General features: G+C 61.7%; 20 protein-coding genes and 3 pseudogenes. 16 read left to right on the forward strand and 7 right to left on the reverse strand.

What is annotated here, in order from left to right:
- Window position 1: 1 nt before the first annotated feature.
- The 7 genes and pseudogenes from FJ964_RS25355 to FJ964_RS25385 all read left to right on the forward strand — a co-directional run bounded on the left by FJ964_RS25355 (window position 2) and on the right by FJ964_RS25385 (window position 7,431).
- Complete coding sequence (locus FJ964_RS25355) at window positions 2–1,672, forward strand: peptide ABC transporter substrate-binding protein (RefSeq protein ID WP_140552995.1); 1,671 nt, start codon at window positions 2–4, stop codon at window positions 1,670–1,672.
- A 78-nt stretch (window positions 1,673–1,750) separates the two neighbouring features.
- Window positions 1,751–2,701, forward strand: a complete 951-nt coding sequence (locus FJ964_RS25360) for an ABC transporter permease (protein WP_140552926.1) — start codon at window positions 1,751–1,753, stop codon at window positions 2,699–2,701.
- Window positions 2,702–2,734: 33 nt separating this feature from the next.
- The gene (locus FJ964_RS25365; protein ID WP_140552927.1) at window positions 2,735–3,613 is read left to right on the forward strand and encodes an ABC transporter permease; all 879 of its coding nucleotides are present in this window, start codon (window positions 2,735–2,737) and stop codon (window positions 3,611–3,613) included.
- Between the two features lie 55 nt (window positions 3,614–3,668).
- Window positions 3,669–4,976, forward strand: coding sequence for an FAD-binding oxidoreductase (locus tag FJ964_RS25370; protein ID WP_140552996.1), 1,308 nt, complete (start codon window positions 3,669–3,671; stop codon window positions 4,974–4,976).
- A 137-nt stretch (window positions 4,977–5,113) separates the two neighbouring features.
- Window positions 5,114–5,242: pseudogene (locus FJ964_RS31105) on the forward strand (IS481 family transposase); the annotation flags it as partial.
- A 272-nt stretch (window positions 5,243–5,514) separates the two neighbouring features.
- On the forward strand, window positions 5,515–6,837 hold the full coding sequence (locus tag FJ964_RS25380) for an FAD-binding oxidoreductase (RefSeq protein WP_140552929.1): 1,323 nt from the start codon (window positions 5,515–5,517) through the stop codon (window positions 6,835–6,837).
- A gap of 175 nt (window positions 6,838–7,012) precedes the next feature.
- Window positions 7,013–7,431 (forward strand): annotated as a pseudogene (locus FJ964_RS25385) (hypothetical protein).
- On the opposite strand, the gene FJ964_RS25390 reads toward FJ964_RS25385, so the two are convergent.
- The gene (locus FJ964_RS25390) at window positions 7,432–8,370 is read right to left on the reverse strand and encodes an ornithine cyclodeaminase family protein (RefSeq protein ID WP_140552930.1); all 939 of its coding nucleotides are present in this window, start codon (window positions 8,368–8,370) and stop codon (window positions 7,432–7,434) included.
- A 212-nt stretch (window positions 8,371–8,582) separates the two neighbouring features.
- Here FJ964_RS25390 and FJ964_RS25395 point away from each other — a divergent pair, with 212 nt between their 5' ends.
- Genes FJ964_RS25395 through FJ964_RS25410 form a run of 4 tightly spaced genes read left to right on the forward strand, consistent with a single transcriptional unit; the run spans window position 8,583 to window position 12,429 of the window.
- Window positions 8,583–9,539 (forward strand): GNAT family N-acetyltransferase, encoded by a 957-nt coding sequence (locus FJ964_RS25395; RefSeq protein ID WP_224713256.1) that lies wholly within the window; start codon window positions 8,583–8,585, stop codon window positions 9,537–9,539.
- An 11-nt stretch (window positions 9,540–9,550) separates the two neighbouring features.
- Window positions 9,551–10,729 (forward strand): alanine racemase, encoded by a 1,179-nt coding sequence (locus FJ964_RS25400; RefSeq protein ID WP_140552999.1) that lies wholly within the window; start codon window positions 9,551–9,553, stop codon window positions 10,727–10,729.
- A 57-nt stretch (window positions 10,730–10,786) separates the two neighbouring features.
- Window positions 10,787–10,978 (forward strand): hypothetical protein, encoded by a 192-nt coding sequence (locus FJ964_RS25405; RefSeq protein WP_224713257.1) that lies wholly within the window; start codon window positions 10,787–10,789, stop codon window positions 10,976–10,978.
- Window positions 10,975–12,429, forward strand: a complete 1,455-nt coding sequence (locus FJ964_RS25410) for an aldehyde dehydrogenase family protein (protein ID WP_140552932.1) — start codon at window positions 10,975–10,977, stop codon at window positions 12,427–12,429. Before FJ964_RS25405 ends, FJ964_RS25410 begins: the two co-directional genes overlap by 4 nt.
- A 374-nt stretch (window positions 12,430–12,803) precedes the next feature.
- Here FJ964_RS25410 and FJ964_RS31530 read toward each other — a convergent pair.
- Window positions 12,804–13,202 (reverse strand): annotated as a pseudogene (locus FJ964_RS31530) (ABC transporter ATP-binding protein); the annotation flags it as partial.
- Here FJ964_RS31530 and FJ964_RS31535 point away from each other — a divergent pair.
- From FJ964_RS31535 to FJ964_RS25425, 3 genes are all read left to right on the forward strand, one after another.
- A complete protein-coding gene (locus FJ964_RS31535; protein ID WP_224713258.1) occupies window positions 13,191–13,925 on the forward strand; it encodes a hypothetical protein in 735 nt (244 codons plus the stop codon). The pseudogene FJ964_RS31530 and the gene FJ964_RS31535 overlap by 12 nt on opposite strands.
- A 48-nt stretch (window positions 13,926–13,973) precedes the next feature.
- Window positions 13,974–14,225: a hypothetical protein gene (locus tag FJ964_RS25420; RefSeq protein WP_140552934.1), complete on the forward strand. Its 252-nt coding sequence runs from the start codon at window positions 13,974–13,976 to the stop codon at window positions 14,223–14,225.
- Window positions 14,226–14,390: 165 nt separating this feature from the next.
- Entirely contained in the window at window positions 14,391–14,780 is a 390-nt protein-coding gene (locus FJ964_RS25425; protein WP_140552936.1) for a low affinity iron permease family protein, read from the forward strand.
- Between the two features lie 694 nt (window positions 14,781–15,474).
- Here FJ964_RS25425 and FJ964_RS25430 read toward each other — a convergent pair.
- The 5 genes from FJ964_RS25430 to FJ964_RS25455 form a co-directional block, all read right to left on the reverse strand.
- Window positions 15,475–16,002: a hypothetical protein gene (locus FJ964_RS25430; RefSeq protein ID WP_181172620.1), complete on the reverse strand. Its 528-nt coding sequence runs from the start codon at window positions 16,000–16,002 to the stop codon at window positions 15,475–15,477.
- A 273-nt stretch (window positions 16,003–16,275) separates the two neighbouring features.
- A complete protein-coding gene (locus FJ964_RS25440; RefSeq protein WP_140552938.1) occupies window positions 16,276–16,575 on the reverse strand; it encodes a DUF1236 domain-containing protein in 300 nt (99 codons plus the stop codon).
- 553 nt (window positions 16,576–17,128) lie between these two features.
- The gene (locus tag FJ964_RS25445; RefSeq protein WP_210243393.1) at window positions 17,129–17,362 is read right to left on the reverse strand and encodes a hypothetical protein; all 234 of its coding nucleotides are present in this window, start codon (window positions 17,360–17,362) and stop codon (window positions 17,129–17,131) included.
- Window positions 17,359–17,574, reverse strand: a complete 216-nt coding sequence (locus tag FJ964_RS25450; RefSeq protein WP_210243394.1) for a PIN domain-containing protein — start codon at window positions 17,572–17,574, stop codon at window positions 17,359–17,361. The genes FJ964_RS25445 and FJ964_RS25450 overlap by 4 nt, the downstream gene beginning before the upstream one ends.
- Before the next feature lie 85 nt (window positions 17,575–17,659).
- Entirely contained in the window at window positions 17,660–18,580 is a 921-nt protein-coding gene (locus FJ964_RS25455; RefSeq protein WP_140552940.1) for a LysR family transcriptional regulator, read from the reverse strand.
- 193 nt (window positions 18,581–18,773) lie between these two features.
- Here FJ964_RS25455 and FJ964_RS25460 point away from each other — a divergent pair, with 193 nt between their 5' ends.
- A complete protein-coding gene (locus tag FJ964_RS25460) occupies window positions 18,774–20,054 on the forward strand; it encodes a serine hydrolase domain-containing protein (protein WP_140552942.1) in 1,281 nt (426 codons plus the stop codon).
- Between the two features lie 37 nt (window positions 20,055–20,091).
- A complete protein-coding gene (locus FJ964_RS25465; protein ID WP_140552944.1) occupies window positions 20,092–20,970 on the forward strand; it encodes an NmrA family NAD(P)-binding protein in 879 nt (292 codons plus the stop codon).
- Window positions 20,971–20,972 lie beyond the last annotated feature (2 nt).

Consider the following 20,972-nt stretch of genomic DNA (forward strand, 5'->3'; position numbering starts at 1 on the left):
CATGACCAAAAATTCAACGACTACTTCCAACTACTCGAGACGCCAGGCGCTGCGACTGATGGCCATAGGTGGAGCCGCGGGCATAATCGCGCCCAATCTGCTGGGCAAGCCCGCTTTCGCCAAGACTCCTGCCGCGGGTCCGTCCGGTCGCGTCGTCGTCGGTCTTTCACAAGAACCAACGGTCTTCAATCCGTTGATGGCGCACATCGAAGTCGATGACGCGGTCCATTTCTCGGTTTTCGATGCGTTGGTCAGGATGGACGCTAAAGGCGTCCTCCAGCCGAATCTCGCAGCCGAGGTGCCAAGCCAGAAAAATGGCGGCATTTCGGAAGACGGCCTCAGCTGGCGCATCCGGTTGCGTGACAATGTCCGCTGGCACGACGGTGAACCCTTCACAGCCGAGGACGTGAAGTACACCCTTGAGCTCATCACAAACCCGAAGTTTCGCGCCTGGCGTACAAGCGGCCATTCGCTCGTACAGGACATTAAGGTGGTTTCGCCCACCGAGATCACATGGCGGATGAAGGAGGTTTTCGCGCCCTATCTGTCGTTCCTGGCCGAGACTTTCATCGTGCCCAAGCACATGCTGGAAAAAGAGGCCGATCCGAATACTGGCGCGTTCAACCAGGCGCCGGTCGGCACCGGCGCATTCAAATGGAGCCAGCGCGTCGCGGGCGATCATATCGAACTCGTCGCCAATCCCGACTATGCCGGCGAAGGTCCCTATATCGAGCAACTCATCTTCAAATACATCCCCGACATGACCGTGCTCTACACGCAGTTCAAGAGCGGCGACGTGGACGTGGTCGACCAAGCCTACATCACGGCTGACCACTACACGGAGGCTCATGAACTGCCGGATCGCGTGGTGACGCTGGAGACAGGGTCGGCGCTCGAGTCCATCTATCTCAATCTTGAGCGTCCGCAGTTCAAGGAACTGGCGGTGCGCCAGGCGCTCTATGCCGCAATCGACAGGAAGGCGGTCGTCGACACGATCTACTACGGCGTGGGCGCCCTTACCGAGACTTTCATGCCTAAGGAGTCCTACTACTACGACCCGAAGCTGCCGGTTCAGGAGTTCAATCTGGACCGGGCGCGCCAAATCCTTGATGAGGCCGGCTGGGCGCCGGGTTCAGATGGAATTCGCGCAAAAAATGGGGTGCGACTGTCCTTCTCCAATTCGACGACGTCAGGCAACAACCTTCGTGAGCAAACACAGCAATTCCTGCAGCAGACATTTGCCGAGATCGGCGTCGAGATGGTCATCTCGAATTTACCCCCAGCCGTCATGTGGGGCGAGTTCTGGCTGAAGTCGCAATTCGACACCGCCATGGTAGGAGTCACCTATCTGATTGCCGCGGACCCCGACGCCACAAACCGCCTCCATACGAAGGCAATCGCTGCCCAAGGCGGACACGGTTCGAACACCGGGCAATACTCCAACCCTGAGGTCGATGCTTTGCTCGAAAAGGGTGCTCGCAGCTTCGATCCGGAAGAGCGGCGCGGGATCTATAATCGCGTGCAGGAATTGGTGCGCCAGGACCTGCCCTTCCTGCCGCTGTTCGCGTACACAAACGTCCTTGGGCGCAAGAAGGGACTGGATGGTTTCGAGCCCAACGCCAACACGCGCACTGCGTCGTGGCATGCCGCAGCCTGGCAGTGGAAGGCCTAATCACGCAGTTGCCGCGGCCCAATTTCACTGGTGCGGCGGCAACAACTGAAATCGTCAACCTACAACGGAGGATTCAGAATGCGCGGCTTCCTGCTCAATCGCCTCTCGCAGAGCCTGGTGCTGCTTGTGATCGTTTCGATCATCGGCTTCGGCATTCTGAACCTCCTTCCCGGCGGCCCGCTGGCGCAATTCGGACTCGATCCCGGAATGACCCAGCAGGATATCGAGCGCCTTAAGGGGCTGCTGGGCCTCGATCGGCCTATATGGATCCAATATCTGGACTGGGCTTGGCGGCTGGTGCAGGGCGACTGGGGTCACTCATTCCGCGACGGAGCGCCGGTATTGCAGATCATTGGCAGCCATCTCTTTGCCACACTGCTGCTGATGGGATCCTCAACCGCGATTGCGATCTCTCTTGGCGCCTGGATTGGAATCCGCGGCGCCACGCGCCGCTACTCGCTGTTCGACTATCTCGCAACTGTCGGTGCTATGGTTGCATTGTCGGTCCCTACCTTCTGGTTCGGCCTCGTCGGCATCTACATCTTTACCCTGAAGTTGGGCTGGCTGCCGGCGGGCAATATGTCCGAGATCGGCGATAGCTCGGTCCTGGGCTATCTCCACCATCTGATCCTGCCAAGCATCGTTCTGTCGCTGGTCCATGTCGCGATCTGGAGCCGTTATATGCGGACGGCGACCCTCGACGCCATCAGCCAGGACTTCGTCAAGACGGCTCGGGCCAAGGGGTTGAGTGAACGCCGGATTCTGATGAAGCATGTCGTCGGCAACGCGCTTTTGCCGATGATTACCTTGGCCGGAATGCAGCTTCCCAGCGTTCTCACTGGCGCGCTGGTGACCGAAACTGTCTTTACCTGGCCAGGAATGGGACGGTTGTTTCTTGATAGCCTTGGTTACAGCGACTATCCGGTTGTGATGGGGCTTTTGATGTTCTCGGCTATCCTCGTTCTGCTTGGAAACCTGATCGCCGACATTGTCGTCGCTATCGTCGATCCGCGCATTCGTCTGGCTTGAGCGCGCAACTTCCCCCGACAGGAGACAGCCGACATGACCGCTCTCACCGCAAATGCAGCTCCAAGCCGCTGGACAAACAACCGCGCGGCGCTTCGTTTCATGCGACATCGCCTGGCGCTGCTCGGCTTGGCGATGATCGTCTTCCTGACCCTTGCTTGCGTCCTCGGCCCCCATCTCTTGCCGTATGACTCACTGTATATCGATCTGCGGGCTCGCTTTGCTCCTCCGCTTACGGGTCACCACTTTCTAGGCACAGATCCGCTCGGCCGCGACCTGGCGGCAAGGCTCTTGATGGCAGGACGTATCTCGCTGCTGGTGGGCTTCTTCGCCATGCTGTTGTCGACGCTGATTGGCACGCTCGTTGGGGTAATTGCTGGATACCGCGGCGGCTGGATCGGGGCGACGCTGATGCGCACGGTCGACGCCTTTCTGGCCTTCCCATCTATCTTTCTTGTGCTGGCACTTGCCGCAGCGCTGAAACCCAGCCCGATAATGATTACCGTCGTCATCGCTGCGACCAGCTGGATGGAAGTAGCCCGAATTGTGGAGGCCGAGGTCCGCTCGCTCCGCGAGCGCGAATTCGTCCAGGCTGGGCGAATGCTGGGGCTGAGCGGCACGCATATCATGTTTCGGGAGATACTTCCCAACGCCATCGGTCCAATTATCGTTGCTTCGACCTTGACGGTCGCGCGCGCCATTCTCATGGAAGCCTACATCAGCTTCCTCGGCTACGGCATTCAGCCGCCACTGCCAAGCTGGGGCAACATGCTCAATGGCGCCCAGCAATATCTGGGCAGCGCACCATGGCTGGCAATCATTCCCGGAGCGGCAATCACCATCGCGGTAACCAGCTTCAATTTCATTGGCGACGGACTGCGTGACGCGCTGGACGTCCGGGATGACCATATTTGAAGTGCCGCGAGCGATCGCTTTCTTAATCCCTGGAACATCAAGAGAAGTCAGCAACGTGCACGAGCCCAGAATCGAAAAGAACACGCCATACTGGTGGGAAGCGGCGCCCGTCATGCCGCCGCCGCCGCAGCGCGTGGCAAAGACACTTCACGTGGCAATTGTCGGCGCCGGTTATGCCGGGCTTTCGGCCGGGCTTGTGCTGGCGCGCGAGGGACGCTCGGTCGCCGCTTTTGATGCGATGAATCCGGGCGAGGGTGCTTCCACGCGCAATGGCGGGATTACGAGCGGGAGCATCCGGCCGGACTACGCCACGATCACCAAGCGCTTCGGTGAAGCGAAAGCCATGGCGATCGAGGCCGAGGGCAAGGTTGCGCGCGAATTCCTCTACGACTTGATCAAGACCGAAGGGCTCGACTGCGACTTCCGACTGGTTGGCCAGTTCAAAGGCGCTTTCGGATACGGACAGTACGAGAAGATGGCACGCAGCGCCGAGACTCTGGCAAAGAAACTGGGGATCGAGTCCTACGCCGTTCCGCATGCCGAGCAGCGAGACTATATCGGCACCGATTTCTACCGCGGCGGAACCGTTCGGATGGACATTGGCGGCCTGCACCCCGCAAAACTCCATGCTGAACTCCTGCGGGTGGCGCTCGCATCCGGGTTGCCAGTCCATTCGCATACAGCGGTCAAAGCGATCGAGAGGAATGGTTCGGGGTTCCGCGTCGTGACTTCGGCAGGGACCGTGGATGCACGGCAGGTTCTGGTCTGTACCAATGGCTACACCGACGGCGCCGCCCCCTTTCTGCGCCGCCGCCTGGTTCCGGTCCGCAGTCGGATCATCGTGACAGAGGAACTCGCGCCCGATGTCATGGCCCGCCTGATGCCGAAGCTAATGACGATCACCGAGAACCGGCAACTTGGTTTCTATTATCGTCCCTCGCCTGACGGAAAGCGCATTCTGCTGGGAGGGCGCGACAGTTCTCGCGTCGGCGATCCGATTGCCCCGAAACTTCTCCTACGCAAGGGCCTGGTGAACCTGTTCCCGGAGCTGGAAAACGTGCGCCTTTCGCATTGCTGGTTCGGCAACGTCGCGATGAACCGCGACATGCTGCCCCGCATCTTCGAGAAGGACGGTGTGGTCTATGCCACCGGCTTCTGCGGTTCGGGCGTGGTCTGGGCACCATGGGTCGGTATGCGTGCGGCCCACAAGCTTATGGGGCATGGCGAGCAGTCGCGCACGGCGTTCGACTTTCGACCGCCTTCCGCCATTCCGCTCTATCGCGGCAATCCATGGTTCATGCCGGCGATTATCCAGGGCTATCGGTTGCAGGACCGTATCGCCTTCTGGCGCGCCAGCCGCTGACGGCCAAAGGTGACGGCCTTTTTGACCATTCGTCGCTGCGGCCCGGCTGGAGGCACCTCGGCCGTGCCGCAGATCAAGAGGCTATCGCCGACGGCGAACGCTTCTGGGCGCATGCCTTCGAATATGGCTGCGCCACGAACGGCATCGAGCATCGTACGACTAACGCCAAGCATCATTGGACCAATGGACAGGTCGAAAGGATGTATCGCACGATCAAGGACGCTACGGTCAAACGCTTCTACTACGAGACCCACGATCAGCTCAGGTAACACCTCGCCGACTTCGTTGCCGCCTACCACTTCGCTGCAAGCTCAAGACCCTCAAGCGCGATCCAACGGACTCGCGAGCAGGTTACGCCGCCCAGCGCCGAACTGGAACTCGGTCGGGCTTGAGCAGTTCGTATCGATCAAGGGATCAAAAACCCACACATCTGGCGAAGTCCTAGATGATTTCGGTACATTCTTTCGAGCGCACGATGCGATGAAGGGCTGGTCGGAACTTTGCTTCCGCATTCTTGGCAGCCGAGGTTGGTTGGAACATGTCGCCCCGAGTCGAACGCATTCACAGCGATGAGCGTCTCCCGGCCGAGGTCGACGTCGTCATAGTCGGCGGCGGCATCCTAGGCTCTACGGCCGCCTATTTCCTGGCGAAGCGTGGCCTCTCTGTGGCTCTGCTCGAGAAGGGGCACGTCGCCTGTGAACAATCGAGCCGAAACTGGGGTTGGTGCCGTCAGCAGAACCGCGATCGGCGCGAACTGCCGCTCTCGGTGATCTCCATGCGGCTGTGGGACGAGCTGACGCGCGATATCAATCGGGACCTTGGATTTCGACGCTGCGGTCTCGTCTTTGCGACTCACGACGAGGCTGTGCTCGCCGGCTGGGAAAGGTGGCGCGAGGTCGCCAGGGAGTACGAGGTCGACACCCGCATGCTGAGCCGGGCGGAGGTGGCCGAGCGCGTCCCCGAAGCGCGCGACAAATGGATCGGCGGGACCTATTCGGAACGGGATGGTAAGGCCGAACCTGCGCTCGCTGCGCCGGCTATCGCCGATGGGGCCAGAGCTCTGGGCGCCACCATCCACCAGGAATGCGCCGCGCGGGCGCTCGACTTGGCCAATGGCAAGATTGCGGGCGTGCACACGGAGAAGGGCTACATCAGAACCAGCGCGGTGCTGTGCGCCGCTGGCGCCTGGTCCTCGCGCTTCCTTAGGCCGCTCGGGATCAGTTTCCCCCAAGCGAGCATCCGGCAGACCGCGCTGCGTTCCACCCCGACAATCAACATAGGCGAGGCAATCTCCACACCCTACTGCACGATCACGCGCCGACTGGACGGCAGCTATACGCTTGCGATCAGCGGCAAGGCGAACCTCGAAATCACGCCCCAGGCTATCCGGTATAGCCGGGAATTCATGCTGCAATTCTTGCGTCGCCTAAAGAACGTCAGGCTCGGCATCGGCCAATCGTTCCTTTGGGGGCCGGATTCAGTGTCGGCGCTGCTGACAAGCGACGATCGGATCTTCGAACAGAATCGGGTGCTGGATCCTCCACCCTTAAAATGGCTGGTAAGCCAAGTGGTGGAGAGTGTTCGGAAGACCTTCCCCCAACTCGGCGATATAGAGATCGATAGTGCCTGGGGCGGCTTCGTCGATTGCACGCCGGACGCAGTGCCTGTGGTATCGCAGGTGGACGGGGTGAAAGGCCTCGTCCTCGCGGCGGGCTGCTCGGGCCACGGCTTCGGTTTGGGCCCGGGGCTTGGTTGTCTGGCCGCCGAGCTTGTCGTAAACGACACGCCTTGCGTCGATCCTACACCGTTCCGCCTGTCGCGTCTGGTCGACGGCTCGAAGCTGGACATCGCCGCTATCTGAAGATCAGCCGGAAGTCAGGCCTGACGCGCACCAACAATCGCCGCTATGGCCTGCAGGACAAGATCGCGTGGTGGCGGGCCTAACGTTGACGGCTGAAGCTGGCGGCCCATTGACCCTGCGGCGCTGCGGCCCGCTGAACGATCGCGTCTACAAGCAAGAGCGTCACATGCACTACATGCCCACGCGCGGCCATCCCGAACGCAGGAAGTTCTGCGAAATCCTGCTTGAACGTCTGGCGCCGGATGGCGGGCTCATGTGCCCGAGACCTACCCGCGTGTGGATGACGCAATGCTGGATCGGTGGCGGAGGCTGTCCTATCCGGACCTCGCCTTCGAGATCCTGTCGCTCTACATCGACGATATTCCGCCCGCCGATCTGAAGGCCATCTGCGCGAAGACCTATACGCCCGAGGTTTTCGGGACCGCCAAGATCGCGCCGGTGCGCGCGCTTGAGACTTTTCCGATTCCTGAGGTCTTCCCACTCAGGGCTGCCGTGTGTGGTTGCGCTCGTACGGGGCCGCGGAGCTCTGTCGTAAGGCTCTTTGTTCCAGCGCAGCCGCACCATCGAGGCGGGGACTTTTCGGTGCGAAGCTGATCAGCGGTGGGGCGTCTTGGCGCGGATCAGCGCGTCAGCCATGTAGAGGTCCTGCAGGGAGATACCGGAGCTGTCGAAGACAGTGATTTCGGTGTCGGAGAGGCGTCCGGACGCACGCTTGGCAATGACGTCGCCGATTGGTGTTACTGCAAGCACGCCGGCGTCGATCACGTCGCGCACGTGTTGGAACTCGCCGATCTGAACGGACTGGGAAAGCAGATCACAAAACAGACGTGCGTTGGGGAATAGTTCGCTCGGCAATTCGCGCTTGCCTGGAGCATCCGACCCCATGCTGACGATCTGGGTTCCGGGTCCCACCCAAGCGGCATCGAACAGCGGTTCGCGTGAGGGTGTCGCCGTGACCACGATGTCGGCCGCACGCACGGCTTCATCGGGCAAGGCAGCGCGCGCCTGCAGGCCCCATTCGCCGATCTGATCAACAAAAGCGTCGCGCCGCGGCGAATACGGGGCCACCACCAACACGCTTTCGATTGCGCGGATGCGTGCGAGCGCCCTCACTTCGAAGCCCGCCTGATTGCCGGCGCCGAATATCGCCAAAACCTTGGCCTGCTTGCGCGCAAGAAGATCAGCTGCAACCGCGTCGGCTGCGGCCGTCCTGTAGGCGTTCACCTTTCCGGCCTCGATTACAGCGCGGAGCCGTCCTGTATTCTGATCGAGCAGCACGATGGTGGAGTTGTGGCGGGGAAGGCCACGTGCCGGGTTGCCCGACCAGAAGGAGCCGATTTTCACTCCGGTCAGGTCGTCAGACGACCCGGATTTGACAGAGAAGGTATTGGTCGCCTCCCGTGTGCGCCCGATCACAGCAGGGAATACCCAGCCCTGCCCCGATGCTGCTGCCACAAGAGCCTCCCGCGCCGCCTCGAAAGCAAGCTCATGGGTGACGAGGGCGGCTGATTCCTCCTCGCTGATATAGATCATCCGAAATTCCTTCTGAGCATCAAGTGCTCATCGCTGGGAAGTGTTTGCGGCTATGCCATCGTAGAGGCTGAGATCGCATTTATTTTGGATGGTGCGGACGAATCGCCCAGCGAGGGTAATCACAAACGGGACTCAAGCTGCCGGACATTCTTCGCCCGATTTGTGCAACTTGGCGTGCCGAGGAACTGCCGAAAACGAATGATCTCGCTTATTTGAAAGGGAAAAACAGCAGAGAAATCTGCTGTTGGGGCGCAATTCTAAGGTCCGACTTCGATTCGACAGTGATCAAGAGACGGCACCTCCCCATGGCCCCGCAACTCGAGCGAGACATCGTCATCCCTAGCGAGTTGATGAAATTGGAGCCTCGCCATCTGCCGGGCGCGCTGAAGCTGTCGCAGGAGATGGGCTGGCCCTATCGCCTGGAGGATTGGGAATTCGCCGCCACTTTCGGCAGGGGGCTGGTTCTCGAGCAGGCAGGGCAGGTGATTGGCACCGCCATGTCGTGGATTTACGGCAAGGCTTTTGCCACCGTCGGCATGATCATCGTCACTGGCCCTGCGCAAGGCGGTGGCAACGGTTCGCGGCTGTTTGATGGATTGCTTGAGGCGGCGCAGGGTCGCAACGTGCTGCTCACGTCCACCGAAGAGGGGCTCGCGCTCTACAAGCGGCGCGGCTTTACTGCCTGGGGCACGGTGCTCCAGCACCAAGCCCTTCTGACCACTGCGGTGACGCGGGGGGCCGGTGACGGTGTGCGTCAGGCGACGATCTCCGACCTCGCGGCGATCCAGGCTTTCGACGAACGGGCCATGGGCATGCCCCGCTCGTCGTTGGTGGCGGCGCTTGCCGATGCGGGCAAAGTCGTCGTCATCGAGCGCGACGGGCGGATTGCCGGCTACGCCATCAGCAGGAGGTTCGGCCGTGGCTATGTCATCGGTCCCTGTGCGGCCGAGAGTGACCAGGATGCGCGGCTTTTGATCTTGGCGCAGCTTTCTAAGCTTCATCATCAATTCGTTCGCATCGATATCTATGCCGAAGATGGATTGGGCGATTGGCTCGAGAGCCTCGGCCTCCAGCAGGTCAGCTCGGCGACCGCCATGGTCAAGGGGCAGCGGCCTGTCTCCGAGGGCTCAGCCCATATGTACGCGCTGGCAAACCAGTCGTTCACCTAGGAAACGAGATGATGAACAAGATGGCGGCAAATCTGGCAGCGAGCGAGACGACTGAGACGATCGATGCCTTGATTACCCCAGCGCTGCTTTTGGATCGCGGACGGCTCGAGCGCAACATTCAACGGCTGGCTGAGCGTGCCAAGAAGCTTGGCGTGGTGCTGCGCCCGCATATGAAGACGGCCAAAAGCATCGACGTCGCCCGATACGCGTTCCCTCGCGAGCCCGGTCCGATCACGGTCTCGACCATCGCCGAGGCGGAGTATTTCGCGGACCACGGCTTTCGCGACATCACTTATGCGGTTGGCATCTCGCCGGCTTCGGCCAGGCGCGCCATGGAGCTTTGTCGCCGTACCGGCGCTGATGTGAAGCTGTTGCTCGATACTGTGGAGCAGGCCGACGCCCTGGCCGGCGCGCGCCAAGCCACCGGCATGACGCCGTCGGTCTTCATCGAACTGGACTGCGATGACCATCGCGGCGGATTGAAGCCGGACGACCCTAGATTGCCCGTCGTGGCCAGCAGGGTCGTCGCTGCCGGTGCCACGCTCGTCGGGGTTCTCGCTCATGCGGGCGAATCCTACGGCTTGAACACGCCCGATGTACTGGTCAGGGCAGCGGAGAACGAGCGTTCAGCCACCGTGCGCGCAGCTGAAATCTTGCGCACCCAAGGCCATGCCTGCCCGATCGTCAGCGTCGGCTCGACGCCTACAGCGCATTTCGCCCAGAATCTCAAAGGTGTCACGGAGCTGCGGGCTGGGGTCTACATGTTCTTCGATCTCGTCCAGCACGGGATTGGGGTCTGCGACCGCGACGATATCGCGATTTCCGTACTGGCCACGGTGATCGGCTCGAAGCCGGAAAAGGGATGGGTGCTGGTCGACGCCGGGTGGATGGCGCTTTCGCGCGACCGGGGAACCGCAAACCAGCGGATCGATCAGGGTTACGGCGTGGTCTGCGACGAAAAGGGGCGGGTGCTTGACGATGTGATCGTGGCCCAGGCCAGCCAGGAACACGGTATCCTTGCCATGCGTGCCGGTTCAGGGAAATCCATGCCCGAACTGCCGCTCGGGTCTCGGGTGCGGATCCTGCCTAACCATGCGTGCGCGATGGCCGCGCAGCATGATTTCTACTGTGTCGTCAGAGGGGACAGCCCCAGGATTGAAGCGCATTGGGAGCGGATGCGCGGCTGGTAGGCGCGCAACTATGCCTCGGATGCCGCCCCACTTAAATCAGCATTGGTGGTCAAGAAAATGAAGTCTACCTCTTACGGGCTGTATATGTCGACGCTGATAGGCAGCACCATGACTGATGTCATGGATGGGCGCCCCGACTTGAATCCCTGGAAGGATTTCAACTGGCCGGTGATCCCCGGCTATTTCGGGCACCCCTGGTTCCTGCCGGTTCTGGGTGCCTATTACCGCATAAAGGATCTTGTCGCGTGATGACGCCCCTCGAACATCTGTCGCGCAACGGCCACCTGGACAAGTTCTTCATCGACGGTCAATGGGTCGAGCCGAGCGGCACCGCGAAGGGCGTCGTGGTGAACCCCTCCACCGAAGAGGTTGTGGCTCGGTTTCCGCTTGGAAACAGCTTGGACGTGGATGTGGCCGTTGCGGCGGCCCGCCGTGCATTCGCCGCCTGGAGCCGGACCACGCCGGAATATCGTGCCGGCCTGCTCGATCGCCTACAGGTGCTGCTCGAAGGGTGCAGTGAACTGCTTGCGCAATGCCTCACCCTCGAAATGGGCGCGGCGATCGGATATGCGCGCAGCTCTCAGGTGCCGCTGGCGATCGCGCATGTCAAGGTTGCGCGTGATGTGCTGACAGCCTTTCCCTTCGTCAAGCAGCGGGGGCAAACCGCCGTCACCCACGAACCGATCGGTGTCTGCGCCTTGATCACTCCGTGGAACTGGCCTCTTTACCAGATCACCGCCAAGGTTTCGCCGGCGCTCGCGGCAGGCTGCCCGGTCGTGTTGAAGCCGAGCGAGCTTTCTCCCCTGGACGCCCTGCTGTTCGCCGAAGCGATCGAGGAAGCCGGCTTTCCTGCCGGGGTGTTCAATCTGATCCAAGGTGATGGTGCATGCGTGGGTGCTGGTCTCGCGTCCCATCCGGATGTCGATATGATCTCCATTACCGGGTCCACCCGGGCGGGCATTGCGGTGGCGCAGGCGGCAGCGCAGACGGTCAAGCGTGTCGCGCAGGAACTCGGTGGCAAGTCGCCCAACGTGATCCTGCCGGACGCCGATCTCGACCGTGCCGTTTCTCTGGGCATAGCCGCCGCCTTCCGCAATCTCGGCCAGTCATGCAGCGCCCCGACGCGCATGATCGTGCCACGTCCGCTGCTCACCGAGATCGAGGAAATCGCCAAAGGAGCCGCTGCCCAGATCGTTGTTGGCGATCCTCTTTGCGAAGCCTCGACTCATGGTGCAATCGCCAACCGTGCTCAATTCGATCGCATCCAAACCATGATCGGTGTCGGCATTTCGGAAGGCGCGAAACTCCTGACCGGCGGAGAGGGTCGGCCCGGCGGTCTGAATGTCGGATTCTATGTAAAGCCGACCATTTTTTCGGACGTGCGCACGCACATGAGGATCGCGCAGGAAGAGGTCTTCGGGCCGGTTCTCTGCATCATCCCCTATGACACAGTCGAGGAGGCCGTCACTATCGCCAACGACACGGTGTACGGCTTGGGGGCCCATGTGCAAGGCGAGGACTTGGAGGTCGTCAGGGACGTCTCGTCGCGGATCCGTTCTGGTCAGGTGCACCTCAACTACCCGGCCTGGGATCCACACGCCCCGTTTGGCGGTTTCAAGCAGTCGGGAAACGGGCGCGAATATGGCGTCGAAGGCATGCTGGAATATCTCGAGGTCAAATCCATCCTCGGCTATTTCTAGGCGACAACTTTGCCCGGCGCAGAGGCGCGCCGGCGGCGCCATCCATGTCAGTAGGCCGCCTTCAATGGGCATCCCCGCATTCAGGCACTATCTTCCATTATTCCGTTGTCGCTAAGGGCGATCCTGGCCCGAATTACATTTTGCCTGAATGGACTGCCCATGGCGTCAAGACAACCCACTGGCCTCAAGGTGATGCGAGCGATTTGTTGCCGCGCATCTGATTGACCGCGGTCGCGGGGGCCGAGCACCCCGATCCCAGCCTACTCGCGTCCGCGGTGGCTGTGGGCCGCGACGTCGAGGCCGAACGCAGCGCGCTTGCACAAGCCGCGCTCGGCGGGGACGCTGAGAAGGCCTCCGCGCGCTCTGACTCAGCACTACCTTATAACGGTAGAGGATCTGGCTGGAGTTGTTTCGGCCAAATAGTGGATGTGCGGTCCCCCGTGGTACGGGCTCGTCTCGACGCGGGCCTCCACTCGGAACACGTCACGTAGCAAAGCCTCTGTAATTACCGATCCGGCCGCACCGCATGCGACGATGCGGCCTTTGTCCAACACCACCAACTGATCACAGAACATCGCGGCATGGTTGAGGTCATGCAGCGTGATGATGCTGGTCAGTGACAGCTGTGAAATCAACCGCAGCACTTCGATCTGATGCTGGATATCCAGATGGTTTGTCGGTTCGTCCAGCAAGATTTCGGTTGGGGTCTGGGCTAGGGCGCGGGCGATGTGGACGCGTTGGCGCTCACCGCCTGAAAGGCTGTGCCAATACTGGTCGCGCCGCCGCTCCATGCGCTCTATGCGTTCTGGCGCCCCGATGCGCTGTCGGTCTACACGTTCACCAACCTCATCAACAATTCGACGCCGCTGGCGCTCGCGGCCGCGGGCGAGACGCTTGTCGTCATCAGCCGCGGCTTCGACTTGTTCGTCGCCGGCGTCGTCTTGCTGACCAACGTACTGGTGGCCGTCTATCCGCTCGACGGCCCGGGCGGAGCGTTTGTCAGCCCGCTCATGTGCTGCGCGATCGGAGCCTTCGTCGGCCTGATCAACGGCATTCTGGTTTCCAGGCTCGGGCTCCAGACCATCGCGCCGACGCTCGGCACGATGATCATTTGTCAGGGGCTCGCGCTCGTCATTCTCGACGCGCCCGGCGGCATGATCGCCGACTTCGTCACCTACACCCTGACCGATACGCTTTTCGGCGTCGTTCCGATTGCCGGCCTGTTCCTGGTTGCCGTTGTCTTGCTGTGGCTGGCTTTCCGGCGCACCGACACCGGCATCGGCCTCTATGCAATCGGCGCCGACGAACAGTCGGCCCGTTTCTCCGGCGTGGCTGTCTCAGGCGTGCGTATCACAGGCCTTTGTCGGCGCCGGCATCCTCTACGGCGTCGCCGGCTTCATGCTGAGCGCTCAGACCGCGACCGGCAATCCGTCGGCGGGCACGCCGTTCCTGATGCTCACCTTTGCCGCTGTGGCGCTCGGCGGCACGCCGCTTAGCGGTGCCGCGGCAGCCTCGTCGGATCGATCCTCGGAGCCGGCACGCTCATGCTTTTGCAGAAGGTGCTGTTCTCGGGAGGGGTCTCCTCTTTCTACACCGGTATCTTCCAAGGCCTGGTGCTGCTGCTTGCGATCGTCTTCGGCAACGTGGTGGCGCGCCTGAACGCGCATAAGGACGTAGCGATGTCTTTCGATGCCTCTTCCGACCAGCGCGGCAGGCAGAAACTCGACCGGGAGGTGGTCAGCAGCTGCGGCCTTCTTGCTTGTAACCATTGGAACTCTCCAGATTCAGATTGTTGAGTCTCCCGTGTCAGGTGATGGCTAACCCCGGGGTCATCCAGAGGTTCCGACGCTGACAGTCGGCGTCGGCGTCGGCTGCGCCCGATTTGTCCGATGCGCGTGGAACGAAAATCGGGCTTTGTACATTGTTGGGGCCAGTTTCACATTTCGTCATCAGGACACCCAATGGAAAAGACATTTAATCGCGTGGCGACCGTCGTCGCGCACGCATCTGGCCGCCCGTGGGTCTTTGCCTTATGCTTGGCGTCTGTACTGGTTTGGGCCGTGAGCGGCCCGGTTTTCCACTATTCCGAAACCTGGCAATTGGTCATCAATACAGGTACGACGATCGTAACGTTCCTGATGGTCTTCCTGATTCAGAACACCCAGAACCGCGACGGTGCCGCCATACAGGCTAAACTCGATGAGTTGATCCGCTCGGGTGCCGCCAAGAACGCCTTCATCGGCATCGAGCACCTTACCGAGGCCGAGGTCGAAGAGTTCCGCGCGCTATGTATGCGGGCGAAAGAGAGCAAAGAAAGAGCGGCTACGACCCATCACAAGGCAGTGGCCTGAGCGCCGGACGTCGTGAGGCTGCGGTTTCGACAAGATAGGGCGTTCGCAAAGGTTTGATCTAGCGCTCACCACGCTACTTTTGCGCCGTCCAACCAAATCGGTGGTTGGGGATGATGGCCATGCTGGCACTGAGCCTGCGACCATGGGAAAGTATGGTCTTTCGCCGGGCTCGTTGCAGGCTTTTCGCCCCAAGGGCAATTGCCGGCAGGCTGGCTAACGGCAAGGAGACGAATTGGACGCCGCGACCCACCAGCCAATCCAGACGCGCCCGTCAGCCTTCTCACTGCCAGCGAGCGAGGGCCTGGCATCGGCTGACGGCAGCTTGTGGCCGTAGAGCTGTCCCCCAGCATGCCGGCTTGAGGCGCCAAGCTGACATTGCGGCATTTTCTGAAGCGTTGCAGCGACAGGTTGAGTGCTGGCGGATTCAGCCGAGGATAACAGAAATTGCTGATCCGATAGTGGGCTTTCAACCAGCTACTTCCGTCTTGCCAGCAGTTTCGTCAGCCAATCCGGATCCATTTCCGCTACGGAAGAGAAGCCTAGCGTCTTCAGGGAAACCGCGGGCAATTTTCCGGGTGCAACTGATCGACTGGCGCCGCACTGTGGTGCTGCTTCTTCGACCGACTGCGATCCGGCTGGTGGACGATATTCGACGGCCTTCCACAAATGCCGGAACGTTCGCGGCTCCTCGAAGTTAGACTTCTGTCGATTGTCCAATTCCAAGCACTGGAAACGGGAACGAGCCCGTCTCGGCGGATGCCGGGGCGGGTTTCCCGCACTCTTCGGCGATGGAGATGCAACTGTCGAGAACCGCCTGCACGATTTCAGCTCCCCCATCGTTGACACGCGCCGTCACCAGGACGATCCGCTCGACAAGAGTTGCAATACCCGGCCGCAGTGCATCAGTCGCCAGCGGTCCGAGCAGCCCGCCAGCAATGCTGCCACAGACCATGGCGGCCAGAGCTATCGGCGATGGCATTGGTGCCTGAGGGTCTATTCCGTAACCCGCAACAAACGCGCCCAAGCAGGCCAACCCGCCGACCGCCGCACCAAGACTGGCGGCTGGAACCATCCCCAAACTTGCCAACTCGGCGCTGTAAGGTCCTATAACGGCGATCTTTAAGCGAGGAACTCCCATTGCCACCAGGTCGCCTGCGGCCCTGATTGCTTCGGCGTGGGAATCGAAGAGTCTGCTGATTGTCGGCTTGGTCGGCGACGGCATCCTGGTGCGGCAGGTCGTTGGCGAAGGAGGCGGCAATCAAATCGTCGCCGCTGATCCGGCCCGAGCCGTCATCCATCAACGCGGCAACCTTCTGGAGGGACTTCAATTCGCCCCCTGTGATCTGTGCCTCCTGCATTCTGGCCCTAAGGTCGGCCACGCCCACTCCTAACGCATTGGACTGGGTAGATCCGCCGCTTGGCATCGATCGATAGTCCTTTTGTCTTGGCAGCCCGCCGCCAAGATGGGCGGCGGGCTTTGATTCTGGTGCTTGGTTCACTGGATGATCTTGACGATCTTGTGGGTGCCCGGATCCACGACCACCGTCCGGTTATCGATCACTGTGTAGCGGTATTTGACGTTGGGGACTTCATGGAGCTCGACGGTGTCGGGTAAAGCGGTGCCGACATTGAGTTCTACGCCGGGAAGCTTCACCGAAGCCAAAGGCTGCTTCTTCACGTATTCCTTGATGACTGTTTCCTGCTCGGGCTGGATAATCACGTCCTCGGCAGCGGCAGCGCCGATTCCTGCAAGCAGCAACAAAGCCGCAGCAGCGGCGCCTAGATGCATTCTCATGACGTCCTCCTTTGTGAAGATGGCGCAGCAATGTCGTTTCCCACGCCCGCCAGCAAACTCGGGGACCATTGCAAAAGTTCCTGCGCCTGGGCTTCGGTCGGACGCGACTAGGACGTAAGTCTGACCGCAACACGCAATAGACCTGTCTGAGGCCCCAATCGGAACAGCCGCCGTTTGCCGCCGTTGTCGGGTTTACAAGTTGCTGGAGAAAAACTGATGGAGAACAGTGTTGTTCAAGCGCGATGGCTGCTCGCCCCGATCTTCGGTGTGGCAATCGCCTTCATGGTGTTCGGGATTACACTCAGTTGATTGGTTCACTCCTTTCAAGCGGCGAGCTGCCGCTTCATTGAAGAACCAACGCTCGCCGCTGCCCGTGGAAATCGCCGTCCGGTCGTAATTTTTTCCAAAGAACCCAGCAGAGCCGCTTCGCGGTGGCGCGTACTGTACCAGCCTTGACCGGCAGTTTTCGGCCCGACGGCCGCTTTGGACGCAGGCAAGGCTCCACTACGAGCGATACCGCTCCACCTCATGGGTGTGCTACTCCGGCAATTCGTCACCTTTGATCGGCGCCTTCCCTTTGCCGGCCTGCTTCAGAAGTGCAGCGCCTTGGGGATGTTGGCACGGCAGCGCGTTCCTGAAAGTAGGTTTCCGTGCGCAGCGCCGAAAGTTTCTCGGCGACTGCCACGTTAATAAATCGGTTGAGCGGCACGCCCTCGCTGTCGGCCGCCTTACGCGCCTCATCGAGAAGCGGAAGCTGAAGCCGCAGTGCGAAATTGCTTCTCCTCATGTCTTTCTCTCCAATCGTGTCAGCGCCTCACCGGGCGACAGAACCATGACACCGAAGCGCTCGGCCACCTTGCCGAAGGCGCGGAAGTTGAACGTCACTATAGCATTCGCCCGTCCGTTTACCGCAGCCTCCAGCACCGTGTCGTCGTCCGGGTTGCGAACGGCGGGTCGCCAGAGGAAGAGAACGCGAACCGGCTCGGAGACGGCCGCCACGGCATCTAGCAACGCCGAGAGGCCGGAGCCTCAGGTGCTCGGGCCGTGTCGTGACCGCCTCGTACTCGATCAGTGGCGCTGCGCCTCATTGACGACATAGAGAGGCTTGGTTCCTGGCGACCTCCTGGATGAAATCCAGAAACGCCCGAACCTTCGCGGGTGGCAGATGGCGCGAGGGATGATAGGCGTAGAGGGGATAAAGTTCCTCCGACCATTCCGGCAGGATGGGTACGAGTTCTCCACGTTCCACGAACAGCGCCAAGCCAATCGCGAGGCTCTGGAAAATACCCTGGCCCGCCACGCAGGCGGATACCGCGACGAAGGGATCATCAAGGACCAAGCGGCTTGAAACCTTAACATCGACGATTTCCCCGTCGCGGTGGAACTCCCACGGAAAGGGCAGACCTGTCTGCGGATCGCGGAAGAGAAGTGCTTCGTGATGGACGAGGTCATGCGGCGATCGCGGCGTGCCGTGCCGTTCGAGATAGGCCGGCGCAGCAACGGTCAGAATGGGCGTTTCCAGGAGCTTGCGTGCGATGAGAGACGACTCGTCAGGTTGGCCGAACCGTACCGCCACATCGATGCCCGCCATCATCTCCTCCCGATAGTTGCTGGTGGAGAAATCGAGCGACAGCAGAGGATAGCGGACTAGGAACTGCTGGAGTCTCGACGCAAGCACCATCCGCGCAAACCACGGGTCCACCGACACGCGCAGTCGGCCCCGCACGATTGCCGCCGCGCCTGCGGCCTCGGCGGCCGCCTCGTCGAGGCCGGCGAGAAGCGGCATCACCTGCCCGTGAAACCGTCGGCCTTCCTCGGTAAGACTGACCTCCCGCGGATTGCGGTCGAAGAGCCGAACGCCAACCCGCGCCTCGAGGCGCGCGACCGCCCGGCTCACGCCTGAAGGCGTCAAGCCGAGCATTTCCGCCGCGCGGGCAAAATTCCCTGCCTCCGTCACGGCAGCCAGGACGCCGACGCCGGTCAGCAGCCGGGTGTCAAAAGCCATGCGATCTCCCTTTGCCGGTGCGGCAGCTCGTCAGGCGGTTCCATGATAAGCGCAGTGAATCTGAGTCAATGTAGCACGGACGATAATGCGTGTGAATCACATCATGGCGCGGCTTAGAACATCGGCATCGCAACGGCGTCAGTGGTGAACCGCCGACAAATCGGTCTTCCCACGAGCCGGAAAGGAATGAGCCATGAACCCGATCACACGCAGGACCATGCTTCAGCGGGGGAGCATGGTGGGGGCCATTCTGGCTCTCGATGCGGTCAACCCCACCTTGGCCGGGACGGCACCCCTGGCTTCGCTGCGCAACTCCGCCGCGATCGACGCCGCCCTGCTCGGCGGCGTCTCCCGGCACGATGTGGCCGGCGTCGTCGCCATGGCTGCCACGCCGAATGGCATCGCCTATGAGGGCGCCTTCGGCAAGGCGAACGTCGAGACAGGCGCGCCGATGGCCGCCGACACGGTGTTCTGGCTGCTGTCGATGACCAAGGCCTTCACGACGACGGCCTGCATGCAGCTCATCGAGCAAGGCCGCATCGGTCTCGGCGATGACGCAGCCAAATACCTGCCGGAGCTCGTGTCGCCGCAAATCCTAGAAGGCTTCGCCGCGGACGGAACGCCGCGCCTGCGCCGGGCCAAGCGCGCCATCAACGTACGCCACCTGCTGACGCACACCTCCGGCTACACCTATTCGATCTGGAGCGAGGCGCTGACCCGCTACGAACAGGTGACGGGCATGCCCGATATCGCGACCTGCAAGAACGCCGCCTTCACCGCACCGCTCGAATTCGAGCCGGGCGAGCGCTGGGAATACGGCATCAGCATGGACTGGGTGGGCAAGCTGGTGGAGGCGGTGTCCGGCCAATCGCTGGAAGTCTATTTCCGCGAAAACATCTTCGCGCCACTCGGCATGAAAGATTCAGGCTTCCTCATCGGCTCGGAGCAGAAGCGGCGCGTCGCCACGTTCCACAACCGCCGTGCCGATGGCGGGCTGGAGCCGGCCCCCTTCGAGATGCCGCAGCGGCCGGAGTTCTTCATGGGCGGCGGCGGCGCGTTCTCGACACCGCGCGACTACATGACCTTCCTGCAGGCGCTGCTGAACGGCGGCGCACTGGGCGGCGTGCGCATCCTACGGCCGGAAATGGTCGCTATGATGATGCAGAACCAGATCGGTGAGCTGAACGTTCACGAGATGCGCTCGGCGCAGCCGCCCTTCTCGCGCAGCTTCGACCAGTTCCCCGGTCAACCGCACAAATGGGGCTTGTCCTTCGACATCAATACGCAGCCGGGTCCGAATGGACGTTCCGCCGGCAGCATTTCCTGGGCCGGCCTGCTCAACTGCTACTTTTGGCTTGACCCGGTGAAGCACGTCACCGGCGCGCTCTTCACCCAAATCTTGCCCTTCTACGACGAGCGGGTTGTCGCCCTCTACGGCGCGTTCGAGCGGGAGCTCTACGCGAGCCTCGCCTGACACGCGCACTCCACATCAATCCTTTTGGAGAACCATCATGTACGCAATCACCGGAATCACCGGCAAAGTCGGCGGCGCGCTCGCCCGCAACCTCCTGGCCGACGGGCTGCCCGTCCGCGCCGTCCTGCGCGATGCTACCAAGGCGGTGGAGTGGAAGGCCAAGAGCTGCGATGTCGCTCTGGCCGAGATGGACGATGCGGCAAGTCTCGCGTCAGCCTTCAAAGGCGCCGATGGTGTCTTCATCCTGCCGCCGTCGGAGTTTGACCCAGAGCCGGGCTTCCCCGAAGCAAGGCGGTTGATCGACGCCGTGAGTGCGGCATTGGTCGAGGCACGTCCCGCCAGGGCGGTGTGCCTGTCGACGATCGGCGCCGACGCGCCGCACGAGAACCTGCTCACCCAGCGCACGCTGCTGGAGCAAGCGCTTGGCGGCATCGGCCTGCCGGTTACCTTCCTGCGGCCCGGCTGGTTCATAGAGAATGCCCAGTGGGATGTCCCTGCGGCACGAGACGAAGGCGTGTTGCGCAGCTTCCTGCAACCGGCGAACAAGGCATTCCCGATGGTCGCGACACAGGACGTCGGCTGCACCGCCGCCGCCCTGCTGCGCGAGAACTGGAGCGGGACGCGGGTCGTCGAACTGGAAGGTCCCGCTCGGGTTTCTCCCAACGACATTGCTCGCGCCTTCGCCGCCGCGCTGGAGCACGCGGTTTCGGTCGAGATCGTACCTCGCGAAACATGGGAGACCATCTTCCGAGCCCAAGGCACCCGCAACCCGCTGCCGCGCATCCGCATGCTCGACGGCTTCAACGAAGGCTGGATCGAATTCCACGATCAGGGGCTGTCGTCTGTGAAGGGCACGACGACGCTGGAGAGCGTCATCGCCGGGCTCGTCGAGAGCCGGGTCACGGCCGCCGCCTGAGG

It is taken from the genome of Mesorhizobium sp. B2-3-2, assembly GCF_006442295.1.
In the GTDB taxonomy this organism is placed as follows: domain Bacteria; phylum Pseudomonadota; class Alphaproteobacteria; order Rhizobiales; family Rhizobiaceae; genus Mesorhizobium.